Source organism: Roseomonas sp. GC11, assembly GCF_024437745.1.
Classification (GTDB): domain Bacteria; phylum Pseudomonadota; class Alphaproteobacteria; order Acetobacterales; family Acetobacteraceae; genus Pseudoroseomonas.
In genome coordinates this window covers 1-23,336 of record NZ_JANFNY010000032.1, presented here as the reverse complement: position 1 = coordinate 23,336, position 23,336 = coordinate 1, and the positions used below count along the sequence as shown (strand labels likewise).

Genomic DNA, 23,336 nt, shown 5'->3' with positions numbered 1-23,336 from the left:
CCCCGCCGCCAGTTATCCACCAAATGCGGGGATGGCTTTGTGGATAAAAATGGGAAACGCTGGGGATAACGCTGGTAACAGGGCCGGTGCTAGGCTGGCGCTTCAACGTCCGGCAAGAAGCCCCGCATGGCCCGTATCCTCCCGGTTTCCTCCTTCGACTGCGTGGTGTTCGGCGCCACTGGCGACCTGACCATGCGCAAGCTGCTCCCCGCGCTCTATCACCGCTGGCGCGACCGGCAATTCCCCGCCAGCAGCCGCATCATCGGCGCCGCCCGCAGCAGCCTCGACGATGACGGCTTCCGCGCCCATGCCGAGGCCGCCCTGCGCCGCTTCGTCCCCGCCGAGAGCCTGGAGCCCGCCATCCTCGCCGAATTCCTCGGCCTGATGCATTACCGGCGCGTCGAGGCCCTGGGGGAGGAAGGATGGGACGGGCTGGTCTCCCTGCTCGCCGAGCGGCCGGAGCAGGTGCGGCAATTCTACCTCGCCACCTCGCCCGAGCTCTATGGCCCCATCTGCCAGCGCCTGGCCCAGCATGGCGGCCTGCACCAGAAGTCCCGCGTCGTGCTGGAAAAGCCGATCGGCCATGACCTCGCCTCCGCGCGCGAGATCAACCGCGCCGTGGGCAAGGTGCTGCCGGAGGCGCAGATCTTCCGCATCGACCACTATCTGGGCAAGGAGACGGTGCAGAACCTCCTGGCCCTGCGCTTCGCCAACCCGATCTTCGAGCGGCTCTGGCATGCCGACATGATCGACCATGTGCAGATCACCGTGGCCGAGGAGGTCGGCATCGGTGGGCGCGGCGGCTATTACGACAAGGCCGGGGCGCTGCGCGACATGGTGCAGAACCACATGCTCCAGCTGCTGTGCCTGCTGGCGATGGAGAGCCCCATCTCCCTCGACCCTGATGCGGTGCGCGATGAGAAGGTGAAGGTGCTGCGCGCGCTGCGCCCCATCCCCGCGCATGAGGCGCATCTCTCGACGGTGCGCGGCCAGTATATCGCCGGGGCGGTGGGCGGCCAGCCCGTGCCCGGCTACCGCAGCGATCTCGGCAGCGATGCGCCGAGCCTGACGGAATCCTTCGTCGCGCTGAAGCTGCACGTCAATTCCTGGCGCTGGGCCGGGGTGCCCTTCTATCTCCGCACCGGCAAGCGCCTGCCGCGCAAGGTCTCGGAGATCATCATCGAGTTCCGCACGCCGCCCTTCAGCATTTTTCCGCGTGAGGCGGTGGGCATGCAGCCCAACCGGCTGATGATCCGCCTGCAACCCGAAGAGGGCATGCGGCTGGAGATGATGACGAAGGAGCCCGGCCCCGGCGGGCTGCACCTGCGCCCTACCGCGCTCGACATCAGCTTCGAGAAGACCTTCGGCCAGCGCTACCCGGATGCCTATGAGCGCCTGCTGATGGATGTGGTGCGCGGCAACACCACGCTGTTCATGCGGCGCGACGAGGTGGAAACCGCGTGGAACTGGATCGAGCCGATCCTCCAGGGCTGGGCTGACCGCCCCGAGGCGCCGCGCCCCTATGCCGCGGGCAGCTGGGGCCCGACGGCCGCCATCGCCATGATCGAGCGTGATGGCCGCACCTGGTACGAAAGCCTGGAATAACGAAGGGCGGGGTCCGGGGTGGCCCTGCCACCCCGGCCGGAGGGTCTGGGAGGGCGGAGCCCTCCCAGTTTTCTTTCAGTTTGGGTCTGGGAGGGCGGAGCCCTCCCAGTTTTCTTTCAGTTCGGGTCTGGGAGGGCGGAGCCCTCCCGGCCTCTTACTTCCTGTTCCGCAGCGCCTCGGCCTCGGCGTAGAACTTCTTCTCCCACTCCTTGTGGTTATCCAGCCCTTCGCGGATGAAGGGCGTGAACACCGCGAGGTTGAGCAGCAGCCAGTTCACCAACCGCGCCGGGAAGCCGAGCGGCTTGACGAAATCGACGAAGAGCACGACGCGCGTCTTTTCGGTATGGTTCCACGCCTCATGCTCATAGGCGTCATCGAAGATCAGCGCCTTGCCTTCGTGCCAGTTGCAGACCTGCTGATCGACGCGGATGGCGAGGCGCTCGCTCTGCTCCGGCACGATCAGGCCGAGATGCAGGCGCAGCACGCCGTTATAGGGCCCGCGATGCGGCGGCAGGTGCTTGCCCGGCTCGAAGATGGAGAACATGGCCGTCTTCAGCCCGGGGATCTTCTGCACGATCCTCCAGGTTTCCGGGCAGCGCCTGATATTCTCCTCCGAGGAGAGGCCGTAGCCGGCGAGGAAGAAGGTCTTCCAGGCGCTGTCATTGCTGATGGTCTGCACGTCGGTCGAGATATCGTGAAAGCTCGGCAGTTCCGACTGGCGGACCAGGACGCGATCCAGCTCGGCGCGGATCAGCGGCCATTCGCGTTCGATCTCGGCGGCCCAGGGGAAGGTCGCGTTGTCGTAGACGGGCGGGTTGCCCACCTTGGAGTGGCGCAGGTTGAGCTTCTCCGCCCAGGCGACGATGCCCATGAAGAAGCGTGTCATGGCGCTGGGCCGGTCCATCGGCGCGATGTTGGCGGTGCCGAAAGTCTGCTGCGGCGCGGCCGTGCCGTTGGTGGGGGACATGCCCTGTTGCACGCTGCTCTCCTCAATTCCTGCTGCGCCGGCCCAGGCTGGTGCCCCCTGGCCGGTTTTCGCTGGGGGGAGAGGGGGAGGGCCGGTGATCCGGTCCTATATACGCCGTTGCGAGCCGATGTCATCCGCACCGGGCGGTTGGCAGCCGGCGGGCTTGGCTGAAATCATGTCATTTTTTGTATCATCCAGGGGAAAAACGGCATTGGACGGATATCCCTCCTGGCGCCAGGATAGCGCAGCCCCGCCCGGAACAGGGCGGGTGGCGAGGGAGGGACAGCAATGCGTAACAGGATGCGCCAGACCGGCGCGGCCCGGCGGAGCCTTGCGCGATGAGCGGGGAGGGCACGCCGAAGCGCCCGCTGCGCAGCCAGGCCTGGTTCGGCCGGCAGGACAAGATGGGCTTCTACTACCGCTCCTTCCTGAAGAATCGCGGCATTCCGCAGGACCAGTTCGAGGGCAAGCCGGTCATCGGCATCTGCAACACCTGGTCCGAGCTGAACCCCTGCAACAGCCATTTCCGCACCATCGCCGAGCATGTGCGCTACGGCATCCTGGAGGCGGGCGGCTTCCCGCTGGAATTCCCCGTCTCCTCGCTGGGCGAGGTGACGATGCGGCCGACGGCGATGCTCTACCGCAACCTCGCCGCGATGGATGTGGAGGAGGCGATCCGCGCGCATCCGCTGGATGGCGTGGTGCTGCTGATGGGCTGCGACAAGACGACGCCGGCGCTGCTGATGGGCGCGGCCTCGGCGGACCTGCCGACCATCGGCGTCTCCGGCGGGCCGCAGCTGCGCGGTGTCTATCGCGGGCAGATGATCGGCTCCGGCACCAACATCATCTCGATGAGCGAGCAGCTGCGCGCCGGCGAGATCACGCTGGATGAGTTCCATGAGGCCGAGGCGGCGATGAACCGTTCCTCCGGCCATTGCATGACGATGGGCACGGCGAGCACCATGGCCTCGATGGTGGAGGCGCTTGGCGTCGGCCTGCCGCAGAATGCCGCCATTCCGGCCGCCGATGCGCGGCGCAACGAGCTGGCGCGCATGGCCGGCCGGCGTATCGTGCGCATGGTGGAGGAGGACCTCGTCCTCTCCCGCTTCCTGACGCGCGCAGCGTTCGAGAACGCCATCCGCACCCTGGCGGCGATCGGCGGCTCGACCAATGCGGTGGTGCATCTGCTGGCCATCGCGCGGCGCGTTGGCATCGAGCTGACGCTGGCGGATTTCGATGATCTCGGCCGCGGTGTGCATTGCGTGGTGGACCTGATGCCTTCCGGCCGCTTCCTGATGGAGGATTTCTACTATGCCGGCGGCCTGCCCGTGGTGCTGCGCGCGCTGGGCGAGGCCGGGCTGCTGCACAAGGATGCGGAGACGGTGAACGGGCGCAGCATCTGGCAGAATGTGCAGGATGCCGAGTGCTGGAACCGCGAGGTCATCACTCCGCTGGAGACGCCGTTCAAGCCGGAATCCGGCATGGCGATCCTGCGCGGTAACCTGGCGCCGGACGGGGCGGTGATCAAGCCTTCCGCCGCCTCGCCGGAGCTGATGAAGCATACCGGCCGCGCCGTGGTGTTCGAGACGATCGAGGATCTGCACGCCCGCAAGGATGACGACGATCTCGACATCGATGCCAGTTGCATCATGGTGCTGAAGAATTGCGGGCCGAAGGGCTATCCCGGCATGGCGGAGGTCGGCAACATGCCGATCCCGAAGAAGCTGCTGCGCCAGGGGGTGCGGGACATGATCCGCATTTCCGATGCGCGCATGTCGGGCACGGCCTATGGCACGGTGGTGCTGCATGTGGCGCCGGAGGCGGCGGCGGGCGGCCCGCTGGCGCTGGTGCGCGATGGCGACCTGATCACGCTCGATGTGGCGGAGCGGCGCCTGCACCTGCATGTGGAGGCGGCGGAGCTGGCCGCGCGCCGCGCCGCCTGGGTGCCGCCCGCGCCGGCGGCCGATCGTGGCTATGTGAAGATGTATATCGACCACGTGCAGCAGGCCGACCAGGGCGCCGACCTGGATTTCCTTGTCGGCCGCAGCGGCGCCCCGGTGCCGCGCGACAACCACTGACCCGCGCCAGGAGTTCCCGAGCATGAGCGCAGCCACCGCCTATCGCGGCGTCTTCCCCGTGGTGCCCACCGTTTTCGACGAATCCGGCGCGCTGGACCTGGAGGGCCAGAAGCGCGCCGTCGATTTCATGATCGATGCCGGATCGAACGGCCTGTGTATCCTGGCCAATTTCTCTGAGCAGTTCGTGCTGAGCGATGCGGAGCGCGAGCAGCTCCAGGATGTGGTGCTCGCGCATGTCGCCGGGCGTGTGCCGGTGATCGTGACGACGACGCATTTCTCCAGCCGCCTCTGCGCCGAGCGCAGCCGCCGCGCGCAGCAGGCGGGGGCGGCGATGGTGATGATCATGCCGCCCTATCACGGCGCGACCATCCGCGTGCCCGAGGCAGCGATTTACGAATTCTACCGGGAGGTCTCCGACGCCATCGACATCCCGATCATGATCCAGGATGCGCCGGTGGCCGGGACGCCGCTCTCCCCCGCCCTGCTGGCGCGGATGGCGCGCGAAATCACCCATGTCTCCTACTTCAAGATCGAGGTGCCGCAGGCGGCGGCCAAGTTGCGCGCGCTGATCGCCGAGGGTGGCGATGCCATCATCGGCCCCTGGGATGGCGAGGAGGCGATCACGCTGATGGCCGATCTCGATGCCGGTGCCACCGGTGCCATGACGGGCGGCGGTTTTCCGGACGGCATCCGCCAGATCATCGACCCGTATTTCGCGGGGGACCGTGCTGCCGCGCTGGACGCCTACCAGCGCTGGCTCCCGCTGATCAACCACGAGAACCGGCAATGCGGCCTGCTGGCGGCGAAGGCGCTGATGCAGGCGGGCGGCATCATCCGTTGTGACGCGCCGCGCCATCCGCTGGCCCCATTGCCTGAGGCTGCGCGCGCCGGCCTGCTGGAATGGGCGCGCCGGCTGGACGCGCTGGTCCTGCGCTGGTCCCGCTGAAGGCGGGGTACTGAATGTGGGGTACTGAATGTGGGGTCTGGGGAGGCCCTGCCTCCCCAGCGGGGGTCAGGGGGCGGCGCCCCCTGTGCCCTCTCCCTTTGAAACTTCTGAGGCCACGGCTTCATAAAGCCGCTGTGCCGCGGGCGAGAGGGGCCTGTCCCGGCTGCGGATCAGCCCGAAGGGCCGCACCGTCAGGCGGGGCTGTTCGCGCGGCGGCGGCAGGGCATGGAAGCGCCCGCCCTGCACGAAAAGCGTGGCGACGGAGCGGCTGAAGACGCCGATGGAATTCCCCTGTGCCAGCGCCGCCAGGCTGAGCAGCATGGAGGCCGTGCTGAGCACGCGGCGCGGAAAGGGCAGGCCGTGGCGCAGGAACATGGCTTCCACTTCCTGCCGCAGCAGGCTGCCGGGCGGCTGCAGCACCCAGCCATACTCCAGCATGTCGCCCAGGCCGGGCGCGGGCAGGCCGAGCAGCGGATGCCCATCCCCCACCAGGAAGCACAGTTCCTCCGCGCGCAGTTCGCGGTAGTCGAGGCCCTGCGCCGCCTCGATCCCGCCGGGCGGGCGGGCCAGCACGAAGTCGAGCCGCCCTTCCAGCAGGCGCGCCACCAGGGGCGGGCTGGTATCTTCCTCGACGGTGACCTGGAGGGCGGGGTGGGCGCGCTGCACGGCCTCGACGGCGCGGACGACGGCATCGGCGGCGGCGGCGGTGACGGTGCCGAAGGCGACCACGCCGCCGCTGCCGTCGCGCAGGCCGTTCAGTTCCTCGGCCGCCTGTTCGAGTTCGACGAGGGCGGAGCGGGCGCGGCGCAGCATGACCTCGCCCCAGGCATTGGGCCGCATGCCGCGGGCGTGGCGCTCGAAGAGCGTGCCGCCGAGCATCTGTTCCACCTCGGCCAGCAGCTTGGAGGCGGCGGGCTGGGTGAGGCCGAGGCTGGCGGCGGCGCGGTGGAGGTTGCGGGTTTCGTCGAGGGCCTGGAGGAGCTGCAGGTGGCGCAGTTTCAGCCGGGCGCGGGCGAACCAGTTGGGGGGCAGCCGCTTGGGCGGAGGGGGCTGCATGGAGCGATATCCTCTTTGTTATGTCCTGCGCGCAAAATCACATTAGACGATATCGCTTCTCTCTCCTATCCATCGTGATCAAGCATGGGCAGCGGCCATGACAAGGCCGCGCCGGGAAATGTCCAAGGAAAGGAAGACCATCGTGAGCATCACGAAGGAAGGCGCTCTGCCACTGTCACGCCGTGGCCTGCTGGGTGCGGTGGGGGCCGGGCTCACGATCCCGTCGCTGGCGATGCCGGCGCTGGCGCAGGGTTCCTGGCCGAGCCGCCCCATCACGCTCATCGTTGGCTTCCCCCCTGGCGGTCAGACGGATTTCGCGGCGCGCATCATCCAGAACGGCATGTCGGCGGCGCTGGGGCAGCCGGTGGTGGTGGAGAATCGCGGCGGTGCCGGCGGCAATATCGGCACCGAGGCGGTGCTGCGCGCGCGGCCCGATGGCTATACGGTGCTCGCCGCCAATTCCAGCTCGATGGCGATCAACCCGCACACCTTTCCGGGCATGACGATCAACCCGCTGGAGCTGACCTCCGTCGGGCTGGCCCTGCAAAGCTCGCTTGTCCTGTGCGTGCATCCCTCCGTGCCGGCAAAGACGCTGCCCGAGCTGGTGGGCTGGCTGAAGGAGCAGCCGAAGGGCGTGGATTACGGCACCCCGGCCGCCGGCAGCATGTCGCATTGCGCGATGGAGCTGTTCCGCAGCCGCATCGGCAAGCCGGCCATGCAGGATGTGCCCTATCGCGGCAGTGGTCCGGCGATGCAGGATTTCATCGCCGGCCGCTTCAGCCTGATGTTCGATGCCGCCTCGGTGGTGGCGCCCTATGTCAAGGCCGGGCAGGTGCGTGGCGTGCTGGTGACGGGCCGCAACCGTGCCCCTGCCTTCCCCGACATCCCGACGGCGGCGGAGCAGGGGCTTGAGGATTTCCTCATCACCAGCTGGATTGGCCTCTCCGTGCCGAAGGGCACGCCGGCGGAGGCGATCACGCGGCTGAACGCGGCATTGAACGCGGCGCTGGCCGACCCCAGTGTGCGGGAGCGCATCACCGGCCAGGGCGACGAGCCTGGCGGCGGCACGGCCGAGGCTTTTGACGCGATGGTCCGCCGCGACCATGCGCGCTGGGGCGAGGTGGTGCGCGCCAACAACATCACCGCCGGGTAGCGATCCCAGGCGGTGCGAGCAGGAGACGCCATGAGCCGCAACGCCATCTACCCCGACCTGCGAGGGCGCAGCGTTTTCATCACCGGCGGCGGCAGCGGGATCGGCGCCGCGCTGACCGAGGCCTTCGCCCTGCAGGGCAGCCATGTTGCCTTCGTCGATATCGCGGAGGCGGAGAGCCGCGCGCTGGTGGCGCGCGTGGCCGGGCTGGAGGGCGCGGTGGCGCCGCTCTTCCTGCCCTGCGACATCCGCGACATCGCCGCGCTGCGCGCCGCCATCGCCACGGCGGCGGCGGCGCATGGCGACATCACCGTGCTGCTCAACAACGCCGCCAATGACCAGCGCCACAGGCCGGAAGAGGTCACCCCCGAATACTGGGACGAGCGCATGGCCATCAACCAGCGCCCGCTCTTCTTCGCCGCGCAGGCCATCCTCCCGCAGATGCAGCGGGCGGGGGGGGGCTCCATCGTCAATTTCGGCTCGGTGAGCTGGAAGCTGCGCCAGGGCGGGATGCCGGCCTACACCATGGCCAAGGCCTCGGTGCATGGGCTGACGCGCGGCCTCGCGCGCGACTACGGTAAGCAGAAGATCCGCGTGAACACGCTGGTGCCCGGCTGGGTGATGACGGAGCGGCAGCTTTCGCTCTGGGTCACGCCGGAATCGGAAAAGGAGATCGAGGCGGGGCAGGTGCTGGCTGGCCGCGTGATGCCCGCGCATATCGCGGACATGGCGCTGTTCCTGGCTTCCGCGGCCTCGGCCATGTGCTCGGCGCAGGAATTCGTCGTTGATGGCGGCTGGACCTGAGCTGATCACGCCAAGGTGATAGCGTTGCCGCACAGAGGCTCTGGCGGCGCGGCAGTCCGGCGGGGCCAAATCCTCCCGCCGGTGTGACCGGTCCAGGCCCCCGCGAGAACAGGGCCGGGCCAAAGGCAGTTCAGGGAGAAACAAGATGAAACGTCGTAGCCTGCTGGCCGCTCCGGCCGCCCTCGCGCTTTCCGGCGCCCTGCCCCTCGCGGCGCGGGCGCAGGAGAAGAAGGCCCTGGCCTTCGTCGTCAATGTCTCGGCCGATTTCTGGACGATCGCCCGCCGCGGCATCGAGAAGGCGAACCGCGAATATCCGCAATACACGATGGAGATGATCGTCCCCGCGCAGGCGAGCGCGGCCGAGCAGCGCCGCATCGTGGACGAGCTGCTGGCGCGCCGCGTCGCCGGCATCGCCATCTCCGCCATCAACCCCGGCAACAGCACGGAGATGCTGAACCGCGCCGCCGCGCAGTCGGTGCTGTTCACCACCGACAGCGACGCGCCGAACAGCAACCGCGTCGTCTATATCGGCACCGACAATGTGGCGGCGGGGCGCGAGGCGGGCAAGCAGATGAAGGCCGCGCTGCCGCAGGGCGGCAAGGCCATGCTCTTCGTCGGCACCATGGATGCGGACAATGCGCGCGAGCGCGTGCAGGGCATCCGCGAGGCACTGGCCGGCGGCAATATCGAGATCGTCGATGTCCGCACGGATGAAAGCGACATGGCGCGCGCCAAGCGCAATGTCGAGGACACGCTGGCCCGCCGCAGCGATATCGACCTGATGGCCGGGCTCTGGGCCTACAACACGCCGCAGATCTACCAGGCGGTGAAGGGCGCGGGGCGTGAGGGCAAGGTGAAGATCGTCGGCTTCGACGAGGATGGCCTGACGCTGCGCGGCATCGCCGAGGGGGTGATCCACTCCACCGTGGTGCAGCAGCCCTATGAGTTCGGCTACCAGAGCATGGTCGGCATGGTGAAGTATCTGGAGGGCGACCGCTCCTTCATCCCGCCGGGCAAGCAGATCATCGTGCCCACCAAGATCATCGACCGCTCGAACGTGCAGGAATTCCAGGCGCAGATGCGCGAACTGCTGCGGACGCGGTAAGCGCCATGACCGGGGCGGCACCCATCCTGTCGCTCGAGGGCATCAGCAAGAGCTACCCCGGCGTGCGGGCGCTGAATGATGTCAGCCTGCACCTCATGCCGGGGGAAGTGCTCGGACTGATCGGCGAGAACGGCGCCGGCAAGTCCACGCTGATGAAGGTGCTGGGTGGCGTCGTCGCCCCCAGCGCCGGGCGCATCCGGGTGGGGGGGCGGGAATGGTCCCGCCTCACCGTCGCGGATGCGCAGGGCGCCGGCATCGCCTTCGTGCACCAGGAACTGAACCTGTTCGACAATCTCGACGTCGCGGCCAATGTGCTGTTCGGCCGCGAGCCGCTGCGCGGCGGGCCGCTGCGGCTGGTGGACCGGGCGGCGGCGCGGGCGCGGGTGGCGCCGCTGCTGGCGCGGCTCGGCGCCGATTTCACGCCGGACACGCCGGTGGCCGCGCTGTCCATCGCGCAGCGCCAGCTCGTCGAGATCGCCAAGGCGCTGGCCGCCGAGGCGCGCATCATCATCTTCGACGAGCCGACCTCGTCGCTGACGCTGGCCGAGACGGCGCGGCTGCTCTCGGTGGTGCAGGAGCTGCGCGCGGCGGGCACCGCCATCATCTACATCACCCACCGGCTGGCCGAGATCGTCGACTGCGCCGACCGCGTCGTCTGCCTGCGCGATGGCAGGATGGCCGGCACGCTGGCGCGGCACGAGATCGGCCATGCCACGATGATCCGGCTGATGATCGGGCGCGAGCTGCGCGCGCTCTATACCCCGCCCGCGCGCCCGCCCGGGCCGGGCGGGCTGCGGGCGGAGGGGCTGGTCACCACCGCCTTCCCCCGGGCCACCGCCGATCTCGACATCCGCGCCGGGGAGATCCTGGGGCTGGCCGGGCTGGTGGGGGCGGGGCGCACCTCGCTCGCGCGCACGCTGTTCGGGCTGGACCCGGCGCGCGCCGGGCGGGTGATGCTGGATGGCCGGCCGCTGCGCCTCGCCTCGCCGCGCGATGCGGTGGCCGCCGGCATCTATCTGGCACCGGAGGACCGCAAGGCGGCGGGGCTGATCCTGTCGCTGCCGATCGCCGAGAATGTCAGCCTCGCCTCGCTGCGGCGCTTCGCGCGTTTCTTCCTGCTCGACCGCCAGGCGGAGCGGGAGGTGGCGGAGCGTCAGGCGCGGGCGCTGCGGCTGAAGGCGCCGCATGTGGGGGTTGCCGCCGGCACGCTCTCGGGCGGCAACCAGCAGAAGGTCGTGCTGGCCAAGTGGCTGAGCATGGCGCCGCGGGTGATCCTGTTCGACGAGCCCACGCGCGGCATCGATGCCGGCGCCAAGGGCGAGATCTACGCGCTGATGCGCGCGCTGGCCGATGAGGGGGTGGCCATCCTGATGATCTCCAGCGACATGGAAGAGGTGATCGGCGTCTCCGACCGGATCGCCGTGATGCATGAGGGCCGCATCAGCGGCATCCTGAACCGCGACCTGTTCAGCGAGCAGGCGGTGCTGCGGCTGGCCATCGGCCAGACGGAGGAGGCGGGGGCATGACGCGCAAGGATCTCGGCCTCGGCCTGCTGCTGGTGGTGATCGGCGCCATCACGGCGCTGCTCAACCCGCTTTTCCTCTCCACCGTGAACCTGCTGAACATGGCCAACCTGATCGGCCTCTTCGGCATTTTCAGCATCGGCCAGGGGCTGATCATCATCACCGGCGGCATCGATCTGTCCGTGGGCGCGATGTTCGCGCTGCTCGGCGTGGTCTTTGTCGACCTGCTGGTGAATTACGAGGTGTTCTGGCCCTATGCCGTGCTGATCGTGCTGGTGGCGGGGCTGCTGCTCGGCGCGCTGCACGGGGTGCTGGTGACGCGGCTCGGCATGCAGCCTTTCGTGGTGACGCTGTGCGGGCTGCTGATCTATCGCGGCGCGGCGCGCTACTACACGCAGGATGGCACGATGGGCTTCGGCTATGCCGGGGACCTGGATACGCTGACCTGGCTGGCCTCCGGCCGCAGCTTTGGCATTCCGCATCCCTTCCTGGCGCTGGTGGTGGTGGCGCTGGTGGTGGGGGTGCTGCTGCACCGCTCCGTCTTCGGCCGCTACCTCTACGCCGTGGGCCGCAACGAGGAAGCCGCGCGCCATTCCGGCATCGACACCCGCGCGGTGGTGGTGGGCGCCTATCTGCTGGGCGGCCTGCTGGCCGGTCTCTCGACGGTGCTGCTGGTCTTCTACACCAGTTCCGTCTCCCCCTCCTCCTTCGGCAATTTCTACGAGCTTTATGCCATCGCCGCCGCCGTGCTGGGCGGCTGTTCGCTGCGCGGGGGCGAGGGGAGCGTGCTGGGCATCGTGCTGGGCACGGTGCTGCTGCAGATCCTGCAGAACCTCGTGAACATCCTGGGTATCCCCTCCTCCCTGAACTTCGCGGTGATGGGGAGCGTGATCCTGATGGGTGTCCTGGCGGACCAGCAGCTTGGCCGCCGCCGCGCCGCCCTGGCCACCGCCTGATTTTTTTGTCAGGCTGCCGCCGTCTCCTGTCACGGCGGGACGCTGGACGGAAAAAGTTTTTTGGTTCTTTTTTCCAAAAAAGAACCTTCTTGTTCCCCCGGTTCATACCGGGCATGACGGGCCGGGTTTTCGGGCTGCCTGCTTTCCCCTGGCTCCTGGCGCCCGGCTATGTCATGAGACGCTTATGTTTATTCTGATACCGCCTGACGGGGTGTCAGGCGGCGTCGCCTTCCTGCAAGGCCCGTTGCCATGACCGGGCCGGCTGAAGGCGAGTCTCCTTCCTGGCATTGCCTCTCGCAGGCGTTCCGCCAGTCCCCCGTGCCGACGCTGCTGGCCAGCCCGGCCGGTGCGCTGCGCTGGGCGAACAGGGCCTTCCGCCAGTGGCTCGGCCATGGGCCGGGCGATGCGGTGCCGGACACTCTCCACGCCAGCCTCCATGCGCTCGCCGCCCAGCCCGGCACCGAGCCATGGCTGCGCGACCTGCAGGCCGGCGGGGGCGGGCGGGCGCGCCGCGCCTTCCGGCACCGCGATGGCCGGCCGCTCTGGGCGGAGATCACCGCCTCCCTGCTGCCTGAGGCGGCGGGCGGGCCGCTTCTGCTGCTCCAGCTGCGCGACATCACCGCCGAGCTGGAGCGGGAGCGCCACCTGGTGCTCTGCGAGACGGCGCTGGACCATGCGGCCAATGCCGTGACCATCACCGATGAGCGCGGGCGGATCGAGTGGGTGAACCAGGCCTTCACCCGCCTCACCGGCTATAGCAGCGCGGAGGTGGTGGGCCGCACCCCGGCCATGCTGAAATCCGGCGTGCAGGATCGCGGCTTCTACCGCGAGATGTGGGGCACGCTCAGCCAGGGGCACGTCTTCTCGGCGCTGTTCGTCAACCGGCGCAAGGATAGCGGCCTGTATCACGCGCGGCAGACCATCGCGCCGGTGATGGGGGAGGGCAGCCGCCCCACCCATTACATCGCCGTGCAGGAGGATGTGACGGCGCAGCACGAGGCGGAGCAGCGCCTGCTGCACCTGACACGGCACGACCCGCTGACCGGCCTGCCCAACCGGGTGCGCTGCGCGGAGTGGCTGGAGGCGGCGCTGGCGCGGGAGGGGGCGGCGGCGGTGGCCGTGCTCGACCTCACGCGCTTTGGCACGATCAATGACGCGCTGGGCCACCCGGTGGGGGACCGGCTGCTGCAGGCCGCCGCGGCGCGGCTGTCGGAGGCGCTGGAGGCGGGGGAGCAGCTGGCGCGCATCGGCGGTGATGAATTCGCCGTGGTGCAGGGGCGGGGCGACCTCGCGGCGCTGGCGCGGCGGCTGGGCGCGGCGCTGCGCGCGCCGCTGCGGGTGGATGGGCTTTCCGTGCCGCTGGAGGCCTGTATCGGCCTCGCCCTGGCGCCGGAGGATGGGCGGGACGCCGCCACCCTGCTGCATGCCGCGACGCTGGCGATGCGCGAGGCGCGCAAGGGCGGCAGCCCGGTGCGGTTCTTCTCGGCCGGGCTGGACCGGCAGGCGCGGGAGCGGGCGGAGATCGAGGCGGGGCTGCGCCGGGCGGTCGCCCGCGGTGAGATCGTGCTGCATTACCAGCCGCAGGTTTCGCTGGAGGATGGGCGCATTGTCGGGCTGGAGGCGCTGGCGCGCTGGCAGCATCCGGAGCGCGGGATGGTGCCGCCGGGGGTGTTCATCCCCGTGGCGGAGGCGACGGGGCTGATCATCCCGCTGGGCGGCGCGGTGCTGGAGACGGCGGTGGCGCAGGCGGCGTCCTGGCGGCGGGCGGGGCGGCCGGTGCGGGTGGCGGTGAATGTCTCCGTGGCGCAGTTCGCCGCGCCGGGCTTCGTGGAGGGGGTGGCCGCGCTGCTGCGCCACCATGCCCTGCCGCCCGGTCTGCTGGAACTGGAGCTGACCGAGAGCCTGCTGGCCGAGGATATGGAGGCCGCCAGCCGCGTGGTGCAGGCCCTGCAGGCGCTGGGCTGCTCGCTGGCCATCGATGATTTCGGGACCGGCTATTCCTCGCTGGCCTCGCTGCGCCGCTTCCGCACCCATTGCCTGAAGCTGGACCGCGCCTTCCTGGCCGATGCCGAGGGGGCGCCGATCCTCCGCGCCGTCGCCACGCTGGGCCGCGAGCTGGGGATGCGGGTGCTGGCCGAGGGGGTGGAGACGGAGGAGCAGGCGGAAATGGCGCGGGCCATTGGCTGCCATGAGGGGCAGGGCTGGCTGTTCGGCCGCCCGGTGCCCGGTGAGGCGGTGGAGCCGCTGCTGGCGCGTTGGGGGGGCTTTGCCCCCTCGACCCCCTTTCTTTCCCTTGGGCAGGGGGCAGGGCCCCCTGCACCCACCTTCAGAAAGGGTTTCCAAAGGCCTCAGGCCTTTGGTGGGGCGCGTTTGAGAGGGGCGAAGCCCCTCTCAAGAGGCTGTTCAGGCCAGCCCGTCCGCCAGCAGCCCGATGGCGAGCGCGTAGTTGATCGGCGAATTGTAGCGCCGGATCACCCGCAGGTTGGGCAGGCCGAGGAAGACCTGCCCGCCGCTGCGCGCCGGCACGGCCAGGCTGGCTTCCTGCGCCGTGGCGGGCAGGGGCGCGCCATCGGCGCGGCGCCAGCCCAGGCGGCTCCAGTCCGCGAGGGGGCGGCGGGTTTCCGTATCGGCGCGCGCGATGTCGAAGCCGGCGGGGGGGCGGGCTTCCAGGCTCCAGCCCTGGCCCGCCTGCCAGCCGTTGCGGGCCAGGTAGTTGGCGATGGAGGCGAGGGCGTCGGCGCGGCTGTCCCAGATGTCGCGGTGGCCGTCGCCGTCGAAATCCACGGCGAAGCGCTCGAAGCTGCTCGGCATGAATTGCGGCTGGCCCATGGCGCCGGCCCAGGAGCCCTGCATGTGCTCCGGCGCCACATGGCCGGCATCGAGGATGCGCAGCGCCGCCATCAGCTCGCCGCGGAAGAAGCTGGCGCGGCGGCCTTCCCAGGCCAGGGTGGCCAGGGCCTCGACGACGTTGAAGCCGCCGGTATTGGCGCCGAAATTGGTTTCCATGCCCCAGATGGCCACCACCACGCGGGCGGAGACGCGGTAGCGCGCCTCGATCTCCTGCAACAGGGGGCGGCTGGCGGCATAGGCGCGGCGCCCGGCCTGGATGCGGGTGGGGGAGACGATGCGGTCGCGGTACTGCTCCCAGCTCAGCACGCCCTCGGGCTGCTTGCGGTCGAGTTCCAGCACGCGGGGCAGGGGGCGGATGCGGCCGAGCGCGCGTTGCAGCATGGCCTGGGAGATGCCGGCGCGGGCGGCATCGGCGCGGAAGCCGGCCAGGAAGGCATCGAACTGCGCCTGATCGATCACCACCGGCGCGGCGCCCGGGGGGGGCGCGGGGGCCGGCGCGGCGGGGGCGGCGAGGGCCTGGCTGCCCAGGCTAGGGCTGCCCAGGCTGGGGCTGCCGCTGTCGGAGCCGGCGCAGCCGGTGAGCAGCGCGCCCGCGCCGCTGAGGAGGAGGAGGCGACGGTGAAGCATGGGAGAGAGGTGCCAGCTTGCCTGAGATGGCGCAACAGCAGCCCTGGCGAAGCGGCTGGAAAAGCGCCTTTTCGTGGTCAAAACTGCTGGATCGGCTGGCGGGGGGCGGCGCCCGTGGTCAGGGTTTCGTGCGCCAGGGGCCCCCGGCTGCGCGGGCGGGCGGGCAGGATGGCCGCCCGCAGCGCCGCCAAAGCGGGGGGCTGCGGCCCGGGGCCAAAGGGGTCCGCCACCTCCACCGGGCGCCGCTCCTGCATGACGTAGCAGCGGTCGGCGAAGCCGCGCACCAGCCGCAGGTCGTGGGTGATGAAGAGATAGGCCACCCCCGCCTGCCGCCGCAGATCGGCCAGCAGGGCGAGGATGCGGCCCTGGGTTTCCAGGTCCAGGCTGTTCACCGCCTCGTCCAGCAGCACGAGGCGCGGGCCGGGGGCGAGGGCGCGGGCGATGCAGAGGCGCTGCAACTGCCCGCCGCTCAGCCGGTGGGCGAGGCGGTCCATCAGCCCCGGCTCCAGCCCGACGCGCAGCATCAGCCCGGCGACGCGGGCGCGCAGTTCGGCGGCGGGCAGACGCTCGGCCAGCAGCGGCTCCGCCACCACGGCGAAGGCGGAGAGGCGCGGGCTGGTGGCGCCGAAAGGGTCCTGGAAAACGGCCTGGATGGCGCGGCGCGTGGCGGGCGCCACCCGCCCGCGCGCATCGCGCAGCGGCTGGCCCTCGAACAGGATTCTTCCGGCCTCCGGCGCTTCCAGGCCCAGCATCAGCCGGCCCAGCGTGCTCTTGCCGGAGCCGGTGGGGCCGAGCAGCGCCACGCATTCGCCGGGGCCGATGGTGAGGCCGGCCTCCTCCAGCACCGGTTGCCGGCGGCGGGAGAACAGCCCGCCCTGGCGGTAGCCATGATGCACGCCGCGCAGTTCGAGCAGCGGGGTCATGCCGGCAGCGCTTCGCCATAGAGGGCGAAATGGGCGGCCAGCAGGGCGCGGCTGTGCGGGTGGCGGGGTGCTGCGAAGAAGGCGTCCACCGGCTGTTCCTCGACGATGCGCCCCGCCTGCATCACCGCCACCCGCCGCGCCAGCCGCGCCACCACGGAGAGGTCATGCGTCACCAGCAGCAGGCCGATGCCGCGCCGCGCCACCAGCCCGTCCAGCAGGTCGAGGATCTGCGCCTGCACGACGAGGTCGAGATCGGTGGTCGGCTCGTCGGCCAGCAGGAAATCGGGCTGGCGGGCCAGGGCCAGCGCGATCATCGCCCGTTGCAGCATGCCGCCGCTGAGCTGCGAGGGGTAGAGGGGCAGCAGGCGGGCGGGCTCGGGGAAGCCGGCCTCCTGCAGCAGGGCGGCGGCGCGGGCGCGGGCGGCGGGGCCGCGCAGCCCGTCACAGGCCAGGGTCTCGCTGAAATGGCGGCCGATGGTCACCAGCGGGTTGAAGCCGCCGCGCGGCGCCTGCTGCACGAAGCCGATGCGCCGCCCGCGCAGCGCGGCCTGCCCCGCTGCGTCCAGCGCCACGCCATCCTGCCGCAGCAGCCCCGCCACCTGCCGCACCCCGGGTGGCAGCAGGCCCAGCAGGGCCAGGGTGGTCAGGCTCTTGCCGCCGCCGCTGGTGCCGACCAGGGCCAGCACCTCCCCCCGCCGCAGGGTGAGGGAGACATCCTCCACCAGCCGCTTCTCCCCCGCCTGGAGGCACAGCCCTTCCAGCGCCAGGGTTCCGGTTGTCGTTCCGGGGCCGGCCTTCAAGGCGGCGTTCAATGGGTGTGCTCCCGCAGGGCGGGGTCCAGCCGGTCGCGCAGCGCGTCGCCCAGCAGGTTGAAGGCCAGGACGGTGAGCAGGATGGCCGCGCCGGGCAGCACCACCAGCAGCGGCGCCACGCGGAAGAAGGGGCGGGCATCGTTGATCATGATGCCCCATTCCGCCGCCGGCGGCGCCAGCCCCAGGCCGAGGAAGGACAGCCCCGCCACATGCAGCATCCAGTGGCCGAGGTCGAGGCTGGCCAGCACGGCGAGCTGCCCGGCCAGCACCGGCGCCACATGCCGCCGCAGGATGGCCAGGCGCGACAGCCCCGCGAGCCGCGCCGCCAGCACATGCTCGCGCTGGCGCAGGGAGAGGGTGAGGCCGCGCACCAGCCGCGCATACCAGGCCCAGTGCGAGAGGGCGATGGCCACCACCACATTGGGCAGCCCCGTGCCGAGGGCGCCGATCATGAACAGCGCCAGCACCAGGGTGGGCACGGTCATGAAGGCATCGCAGAGGCGCATCAGCAGCGCATCCACCCAGCCGCCGGCCATGCCGGCCAGCATGCCGAGGCCGCAGCCCAGCGCCAGCACCAGGGCCAGGATGGCGGCCACCGCGCCGAAGGAGGCGCGCGCCCCCCAGAGCAGGCGCGAGAGCAGGTCCCGCCCCAGATGGTCGGTGCCCAGCCAGTGCTCCGCCGAGGGCGGCAGCAGGCGGCGGGCGAGGTCGGTGGCCGCCGGGTCGTGCGGGGCGATCCAGGGGGCGAGCAGCGCCGCCCCCAGCAGCAGGCCGACCAGCAGCAGCGCCCCCATCTTGGGCGCCCGTATCAGCAGGGCGGGAAGGCGCGGGCGCCTCATGCCGCGTGCTCCAGCCGCAGGCGCGGGTCGAGCCAGGCATAGGCGAGATCGACCAGCAGATTGCCCAGCACGAAGACCAGCGTCAGCACCAGCACGAAGCCCTGCAGCACCGGATAGTCGCGGTTGCCGATGGCGAGCAGCGCCCAGCGCCCGAGGCCGGGCCAGCCGAAGACGGTTTCCACCACCATGGCGCCGCCGATCAGCTCGCCCAGGTGCAGCCCCATGGCGGTGAGCGGCGGCAGCAGCGCGTTCAGCCCGACATGGCGGGCGAGCAGCACCCGGCGCGGCAGGCCGCGCGCGGCGGCGAAGCGCAGATGCGGCTCCCCCAGCGCGCCCAGCACCGAGGCGCGCACCAGCCGCAGCATGACGCAGGCGGACATGGTGGCGGTGGCCAGGGCGGGGAGGATGAGGCTGGCCGGGCCCTCCCGCCCCATGGCCGGCAGCCAGCCCAGGGTGACGGCGAAGAGCAGCACCAGCAGGAAGGCCAGCCAGAAATTCGGCAGGGAGACGCCGAGGAAGGCGATCAGCCGCGTCGCGTGGTCCGGCCAGCGGTCGCGCCGCAGCGCCGCCCAGAAGCCGAGCGGCAGGCCGAGCAGCAGCGTCACCAGCATCGCCGTGCCGGCCAGTTGCAGCGTGGCGGGGAGGAATTCGGCGATCTCCTCCAGCACCGGGCGGCGGGTGAACCAGGAGGTGCCGAGATCGCCCCGCGCCAGCCCGGCCAGCCAGGCGCCGTATTGCGCGAGCAGCGGCCGGTCCAGCCCGAGTTCCAGCCGCGCCAGGGCCAGGGCGGCATCGGTGGGCGGGATCTGGGCGAGGCGCAGATAGTCCAGCGCCGGATCGCCGCGGCCGAGGCGCAGCATGGCGAAGAAGCCGAAGGAGACGGCCAGCAGCAGCGGCGGCAGGGAGAGCAGGCGGCGCAGCGCGAACCCGGTCATCGCCCCCTCAGCCGCGCGGCAGGATCTGGTCGAAGGGAATTTCGTAGCGCGTGCCGCCAAAGGGCACGGTGCCGAGCCCCGCCCGGTAGACCAGCTTGTTGGTGAGGAAGGAGATGGGGAAATACACCGCCTGTTCATGCAGGGTGGTGAGCAGCCAGCGATATTCCTCCGCTCGCGCCGCCTCCTCCGTGCTGACCAGCACGGCGCCGATGCGGCGGTCGATCTCCGCCTTCATCGGCAGGCCGCGCTGGGCCTGGTAGTCGGCATGGGCGGGCTGGCGCATGGAGCCGAGGAAGGCATGCGGGTCATAGGGCGCGCCCCAGCTATCGGTGAAGATCAGGCCGAATTCGCCGGATTTCTGGCGTCCGAGATAGCTGGCGCTGTCCTCCCCGCGCAGCCGGGCGGCGATGCCGAGGCGGGCGAGGTCGCCCTGCACCGCCTCGGCCAGGGATTTCTGCAGCGCGTCGCTGCCGACGAAGCAGAGATCGAGGGCCAGTTCCCGCCCCTCCTTCTGCCGCACCCGCCCGCCGGGAGGCAGGTGCCAGCCGGCCTGTTCCAGCCGCGCCGCCGCCGCCGCGCGGTCATGCGCCGGGGCGCGCAGGCCGAGGCGGGTATAGGGAAAGTTCTCGGCGAAGAGGGTTTCCGCCGCCGGCTCGGTGTCGAGCAGCACATGGCGGACCAGGGCGGCGCGGTCGATGCCCTGGGCGATGGCCTGCCGCACGGCGAGGTCGTCGGTGGGGAAGCGGGCGGAGTTCATGGCCATCAGCCGCGTCGCCAGGGGCGGGGAGATGGCGGTGGTGAAGCGCCGGTCGCCGGCGAAGCGGCGGAAGCTGTCGGCATCGAGCTGGTCGGTGCCATAGGCGAGGTCGATCTCGCCGGATTCCAGGGCCAGGGCGCGGGTATTGGCATCGGCCAGCACCTTGACCTGGACGGCTTGCAGCGCCGGGCGCGGGCCCCAGTAATCCTCCCGCCGCCGGAACAGGTCGTGCTGGCCGGGCCGGGTTTCCGCCAGTGCCCAGGGGCCGGTGCCGATGGGGGCGGCCAGCGTGCCATCCGGCCGCAGCGCGGCGGGGGAGGCGAAGCGCAGCGGGCGGATCAGCGCCAGTTCCATCAGGGTGGGGTAGTAGGGCCCATGCAGGGCGAGGCGCACCGTGCCGGCATCCAGCGCCTCCACCCCGGCGATCTGCGCGACCAGTTCCAGCCAGGCGTGGCGGGCGCGGTTCTCCAGCAGGGCGCGGAGATTGGCGACCACCGCCGCGGCGTCGAAGGGCGTGCCATCGCTGAAGCGCACGCCGGGGCGGAGGGAGAAGACATAGGCCCGCCCGCCTTCCTCTGCCCGCCAGGCGGTGGCCAGGGCCGGGGCCACGCCGCCGCCTTCCACGTAGCGGACCAGCGGCTCGTAGAGCATGGCCTGGGCATACATCTGGTTGGGCGCGTAGAGATGCGGATGCAGCGGCCCGGCATTGGTCGGCCAGGAGAAGCGCAGCGGCCCCATGGCAGGGGCAGGCGCGGCGGCGGCGCGCCCCGCCCGCAGTCCGGGGAGGGCGCCAAGGCCGGGAAGACCCCGCAGCAGGGAGCGACGCAGCATCGGCCGGCCTCACGCGCGATGTATGAAGAATAGGTAAAAACTTCATACTGCTCTGTGTGGCGGAGTGTCCAGGGGGCTTCAGGGGCCGTGTGCTGAAAAGGCGGCGCCTGTTCTTGAGAGGGGCTTCGCCCCTCTCAAACTCTCCCCACCAAAGGCCTGAGGCCTTTGGAAACCCTTTCTGATGGTGGGTGCAGGGGACCCCGTCCCCTGCTGGGGGAGTTTGAGGGGGCAAAGCCCCCTCAAGCCCACCGTTCAGGATTCTGCGGGCAGGGGCGGCGCGATGCGCAGGCCGAGGCCGCCGCGCGCATAAGCCGCGCAGGCGGCGGCGGGCGCGTCCGTCACCAGCGTGGCGCCCGGCGGCAGCGGTGCCCAGAAGGGTTGTTCCGCCCGGTCCAGCTTCGAGGCATCGGCCAGCACGAAGACCTCGCGCGCCTGCCGCATCATCAGCGCCTTGAGCGAGATCTGTTCCAGCGTCGCCTCGCAGAGCCCGCGATCCGGGGCGAGGCCGTCGGCGCTGGTGAACAGCCGGTCCGCCGTCAGGTGGCGCAGCATGGCCTCGGCCAGCGGGCCGGTGGTGCCCATGCTGATCGGCCGCACCGTGCCGCCGAGGGCGATCAGCTCGATCCCCGGCATATTCGCCAGCACCGGCAGCAGCGGCAGGTTGTTGGTGATGACGCGCAGCCGCCGCCCCGCCAGCCGCCGCCCCAGCGCCTCGACCGTCGAGCCGCCATCGAGGATCAGCGTCTCACCCTCCCGGATCAGGCCGAGGGCGGCCTGGGCGATGGCTTCCTTGGCGGCGCGGTTCTGGCCGGCGCGCACGCGCAGGCTCTGCTCCGCCCCGCCGCCCAGCAGCACCGCCCCGCCATAGGTGCGGGCGATGGGCTGCTGCTGCGACAGGTCGCGCAGGTCGCGCCGGATGGTGGAGGCGGAGACACCGAAGCGCGCCGCCAGCCCGCCCACATCCACCTCCCCCGCGGCGATGGCCTGGAGGATCTCGTCTCGCCGGGAACGTCGGATTCGCATGGCGCGGTTCTAGCCTGACGGGCGGCGCGGACCCAAGCGGGGGTGGGGCGGGGGAGGTGGGGCGGGAGCCGGCCTTTACGCGGCGCGGCGCGGCGCGAGGTCGGCCGCCTGCTTCAGCGCCTCGATCAGGCTGCCCTCATCGGCGATACCCTGGCCGGCGATGTCGAAGGCGGTGCCGTGATCCACCGAGGTGCGCACGACGGGCAGGCCGATGGTGATGTTCACCCCCGCTTCCAGCCCCAGCACCTTCACCGGGCCATGGCCCTGGTCGTGATACATGGCCACCACCAAGTCGAAATCACCGCGCGCGGCGCGGAAGAACAGCGTGTCCGCCGGCAGCGGGCCATCCACCTTCCAGCCCAGCGCCTGGCATTTCTGCACGGCGGGGATGATCTTCTCCTCCTCCTCGCCCTGGCCGAAGAGGCCGTTCTCGCCCGCATGCGGGTTGATGCCGCAGACGCCGATGCGCGGCTCCGCGATGCCGGCCTTGACCAGCGTGGCGCGGCCGCGCTCGATGACGCGGTAGACGAGGCCCGGCTCGATCTTCCGCACCGCGTCCATCAGGCCGATATGGGTGGTGACGTGGATGACGCGCAGCTTCGGCGCCACCAGCATCATCGACACCTCGGGCGTGCCGGTCAGGTGCGCCAGCAGTTCGGTATGGCCGGGATATTTGTGGCCGGCGGCGTGCAGCGCCTCCTTCGACAGCGGCGCGGTGCAGATGGCATCCGCCTGCCCGGCCTCGACGAGGCGCGTGGCGCGCTCGATGTAGCGATAGGCGGCCTCGCCCGAGAGCGGCAGCACCTTGCCGAAGGGGTGCCCCTCCGGGATCAGGCCGAGATCGACCACATCGGCGGTGCCGCAGGTGAAGCCGGCCCCGGCCGGGTCCTGCACCGCCTGGACCGCCAGCGGGTTGCCGATGCGCCGGCCGACCTCGCGCAGCCGCGCGGCATCGCCCACCACCAGCGGGCGGCAGAGCGCATAGACATCCGGCCGCGCCAGCGCCTTCAGGATGATCTCGGGGCCGATGCCGGAGGCGTCGCCCATGGTGATGGCAATGATCGGGCGCGTCTCGTGAGCCGTCATCGTCAGTCCTTCCCGTTCAACAGGCCGCGCAGGCGCAGCCTCGCATTCTCGATGGTTCCGTCATGGCCAAAGGCGCCGGCCTTGGTCACGATCGGGATGGCCAGGGGGCCGCGCGTGATGCCGAGCGGCACGCCCGGCTCGATCTCGCAGCGCATGGCGATGCCGGGGATGCCGAGGCGCGCGAGCAGGGCGCGCGCCGTCTCGCCGCCGGTGGCGAAAAGCCCGGCCGCGGCGCCGGCGGCGGGGGCCAGCAGCGCGGCCAGCCCCTGGGCCAGCGCCGCGCCCTGGCGCAGGTTGGGCGCCGCCTCGTCGGCGATCATCACCAGCGTGTCCGTGCCGGCGCGCAGCGAGAGGGTGATCTCCCGCGTCACGCGCGCGCGGCATTCCGCGTCATCCTCGCGCAGCATGGCGGGGGGGATGCGGAAGACGCGCGCGGCGCCGGCCTGCTCCAGCCGGGCGGCGG

The 23,336-nt window shown here is 70.9% G+C and carries 19 protein-coding genes and 1 pseudogene; 9 read left to right on the top strand and 11 right to left on the bottom strand.

All coding sequences use genetic code 11. The annotated features are described in order from the left end of the window. Nucleotides 1-126: 126 nt before the first annotated feature. Nucleotides 127-1,605, top strand: a complete 1,479-nt coding sequence (gene zwf, locus NON00_RS11870; RefSeq protein WP_256021093.1) for a glucose-6-phosphate dehydrogenase — start codon at nt 127-129, stop codon at nt 1,603-1,605. Nucleotides 1,606-1,759: 154 nt separating this feature from the next. Here the strand turns inward: zwf and NON00_RS11865 are convergent, their stop codons facing one another. Beyond that, entirely contained in the window at nt 1,760-2,584 is an 825-nt protein-coding gene (locus NON00_RS11865; protein ID WP_256021091.1) for an aspartyl/asparaginyl beta-hydroxylase domain-containing protein, read from the bottom strand. 326 nt (nt 2,585-2,910) lie between these two features. Here NON00_RS11865 and NON00_RS11860 point away from each other — a divergent pair, with 326 nt between their 5' ends. Then, nucleotides 2,911-4,650 (top strand): IlvD/Edd family dehydratase, encoded by a 1,740-nt coding sequence (locus tag NON00_RS11860; protein WP_256021089.1) that lies wholly within the window; start codon nt 2,911-2,913, stop codon nt 4,648-4,650. A gap of 22 nt (nt 4,651-4,672) precedes the next feature. Then, entirely contained in the window at nt 4,673-5,596 is a 924-nt protein-coding gene (locus NON00_RS11855; RefSeq protein ID WP_256021087.1) for a dihydrodipicolinate synthase family protein, read from the top strand. Nucleotides 5,597-5,662: 66 nt separating this feature from the next. Here the strand turns inward: NON00_RS11855 and NON00_RS11850 are convergent, their stop codons facing one another. Beyond that, nucleotides 5,663-6,652, bottom strand: coding sequence for a LysR substrate-binding domain-containing protein (locus NON00_RS11850; RefSeq protein WP_256021085.1), 990 nt, complete (start codon nt 6,650-6,652; stop codon nt 5,663-5,665). A gap of 142 nt (nt 6,653-6,794) precedes the next feature. Here NON00_RS11850 and NON00_RS11845 point away from each other — a divergent pair, with 142 nt between their 5' ends. The 6 genes and pseudogenes from NON00_RS11845 to NON00_RS11820 form a co-directional block, all read left to right on the top strand. After that, nucleotides 6,795-7,805, top strand: a complete 1,011-nt coding sequence (locus NON00_RS11845; RefSeq protein WP_256021083.1) for a tripartite tricarboxylate transporter substrate binding protein — start codon at nt 6,795-6,797, stop codon at nt 7,803-7,805. 30 nt (nt 7,806-7,835) lie between these two features. Continuing rightward, nucleotides 7,836-8,606: an SDR family NAD(P)-dependent oxidoreductase gene (locus tag NON00_RS11840; protein ID WP_256021081.1), complete on the top strand. Its 771-nt coding sequence runs from the start codon at nt 7,836-7,838 to the stop codon at nt 8,604-8,606. Between the two features lie 145 nt (nt 8,607-8,751). After that, nucleotides 8,752-9,711 carry a sugar-binding protein gene (locus tag NON00_RS11835; protein ID WP_256021079.1) on the top strand — a complete coding sequence of 320 codons (960 nt, stop codon included), beginning with the start codon at nt 8,752-8,754 and terminating at the stop codon, nt 9,709-9,711. A 5-nt stretch (nt 9,712-9,716) separates the two neighbouring features. Beyond that, entirely contained in the window at nt 9,717-11,237 is a 1,521-nt protein-coding gene (locus NON00_RS11830; protein WP_256021077.1) for a sugar ABC transporter ATP-binding protein, read from the top strand. Next, nucleotides 11,234-12,190: an ABC transporter permease gene (locus tag NON00_RS11825; protein ID WP_256021074.1), complete on the top strand. Its 957-nt coding sequence runs from the start codon at nt 11,234-11,236 to the stop codon at nt 12,188-12,190. The genes NON00_RS11830 and NON00_RS11825 overlap by 4 nt, the downstream gene beginning before the upstream one ends. Before the next feature lie 249 nt (nt 12,191-12,439). After that, nucleotides 12,440-14,398 (top strand): annotated as a pseudogene (locus tag NON00_RS11820) (putative bifunctional diguanylate cyclase/phosphodiesterase); the annotation flags it as partial. A gap of 195 nt (nt 14,399-14,593) precedes the next feature. Here the strand turns inward: NON00_RS11820 and NON00_RS11815 are convergent. The 9 genes from NON00_RS11815 to NON00_RS11775 form a co-directional block, all read right to left on the bottom strand. After that, nucleotides 14,594-15,667, bottom strand: a complete 1,074-nt coding sequence (locus NON00_RS11815; RefSeq protein WP_256021147.1) for a lytic transglycosylase domain-containing protein — start codon at nt 15,665-15,667, stop codon at nt 14,594-14,596. Nucleotides 15,668-15,744: 77 nt separating this feature from the next. Continuing rightward, nucleotides 15,745-16,590 carry an ABC transporter ATP-binding protein gene (locus NON00_RS11810; protein WP_256021072.1) on the bottom strand — a complete coding sequence of 282 codons (846 nt, stop codon included), beginning with the start codon at nt 16,588-16,590 and terminating at the stop codon, nt 15,745-15,747. Beyond that, nucleotides 16,587-17,402, bottom strand: a complete 816-nt coding sequence (locus NON00_RS11805) for an ATP-binding cassette domain-containing protein (protein WP_256021069.1) — start codon at nt 17,400-17,402, stop codon at nt 16,587-16,589. The genes NON00_RS11810 and NON00_RS11805 overlap by 4 nt, the downstream gene beginning before the upstream one ends. Continuing rightward, entirely contained in the window at nt 17,399-18,241 is an 843-nt protein-coding gene (nikC, locus tag NON00_RS11800; protein ID WP_256021068.1) for a nickel ABC transporter permease subunit NikC, read from the bottom strand. The genes NON00_RS11805 and nikC overlap by 4 nt, the downstream gene beginning before the upstream one ends. Continuing rightward, nucleotides 18,238-19,176: an ABC transporter permease subunit gene (locus NON00_RS11795; RefSeq protein WP_256021067.1), complete on the bottom strand. Its 939-nt coding sequence runs from the start codon at nt 19,174-19,176 to the stop codon at nt 18,238-18,240. Before NON00_RS11795 ends, nikC begins: the two co-directional genes overlap by 4 nt. 7 nt (nt 19,177-19,183) lie before the next feature. Next, entirely contained in the window at nt 19,184-20,764 is a 1,581-nt protein-coding gene (gene nikA / locus NON00_RS11790) for a nickel ABC transporter substrate-binding protein (protein WP_256021066.1), read from the bottom strand. A gap of 252 nt (nt 20,765-21,016) precedes the next feature. Further along, complete coding sequence (locus tag NON00_RS11785; protein WP_256021065.1) at nt 21,017-21,787, bottom strand: DeoR/GlpR family DNA-binding transcription regulator; 771 nt, start codon at nt 21,785-21,787, stop codon at nt 21,017-21,019. A gap of 75 nt (nt 21,788-21,862) precedes the next feature. Then, complete coding sequence (pdxA, locus tag NON00_RS11780; protein WP_256021062.1) at nt 21,863-22,873, bottom strand: 4-hydroxythreonine-4-phosphate dehydrogenase PdxA; 1,011 nt, start codon at nt 22,871-22,873, stop codon at nt 21,863-21,865. Nucleotides 22,874-22,875: 2 nt separating this feature from the next. Further along, nucleotides 22,876-23,336, bottom strand: a 461-nt coding sequence (locus NON00_RS11775; protein WP_305123315.1) for a nucleotide-binding domain containing protein, incomplete at its 5' end; no start/stop codon positions are given.

Coding starts and splice junctions, on each gene's coding strand:
- NON00_RS11840 (WP_256021081.1), top strand. CDS start 7,836: ATGAGCCGCAACGCCATCTACCCCGACCTGCGAGGGCGCAGCGTTTTC.
- pdxA (WP_256021062.1), bottom strand. CDS start 22,873: ATGACGGCTCACGAGACGCGCCCGATCATTGCCATCACCATGGGCGAC.
- NON00_RS11835 (WP_256021079.1), top strand. CDS start 8,752: ATGAAACGTCGTAGCCTGCTGGCCGCTCCGGCCGCCCTCGCGCTTTCC.
- nikA (WP_256021066.1), bottom strand. CDS start 20,764: ATGCTGCGTCGCTCCCTGCTGCGGGGTCTTCCCGGCCTTGGCGCCCTC.
- NON00_RS11810 (WP_256021072.1), bottom strand. CDS start 16,590: ATGACCCCGCTGCTCGAACTGCGCGGCGTGCATCATGGCTACCGCCAG.
- nikC (WP_256021068.1), bottom strand. CDS start 18,241: ATGAGGCGCCCGCGCCTTCCCGCCCTGCTGATACGGGCGCCCAAGATG.
- NON00_RS11830 (WP_256021077.1), top strand. CDS start 9,717: ATGACCGGGGCGGCACCCATCCTGTCGCTCGAGGGCATCAGCAAGAGC.
- NON00_RS11815 (WP_256021147.1), bottom strand. CDS start 15,667: ATGCTTCACCGTCGCCTCCTCCTCCTCAGCGGCGCGGGCGCGCTGCTC.
- NON00_RS11795 (WP_256021067.1), bottom strand. CDS start 19,176: ATGACCGGGTTCGCGCTGCGCCGCCTGCTCTCCCTGCCGCCGCTGCTG.
- zwf (WP_256021093.1), top strand. CDS start 127: ATGGCCCGTATCCTCCCGGTTTCCTCCTTCGACTGCGTGGTGTTCGGC.
- NON00_RS11855 (WP_256021087.1), top strand. CDS start 4,673: ATGAGCGCAGCCACCGCCTATCGCGGCGTCTTCCCCGTGGTGCCCACC.
- NON00_RS11850 (WP_256021085.1), bottom strand. CDS start 6,652: ATGCAGCCCCCTCCGCCCAAGCGGCTGCCCCCCAACTGGTTCGCCCGC.
- NON00_RS11785 (WP_256021065.1), bottom strand. CDS start 21,787: ATGCGAATCCGACGTTCCCGGCGAGACGAGATCCTCCAGGCCATCGCC.
- NON00_RS11860 (WP_256021089.1), top strand. CDS start 2,911: ATGAGCGGGGAGGGCACGCCGAAGCGCCCGCTGCGCAGCCAGGCCTGG.
- NON00_RS11825 (WP_256021074.1), top strand. CDS start 11,234: ATGACGCGCAAGGATCTCGGCCTCGGCCTGCTGCTGGTGGTGATCGGC.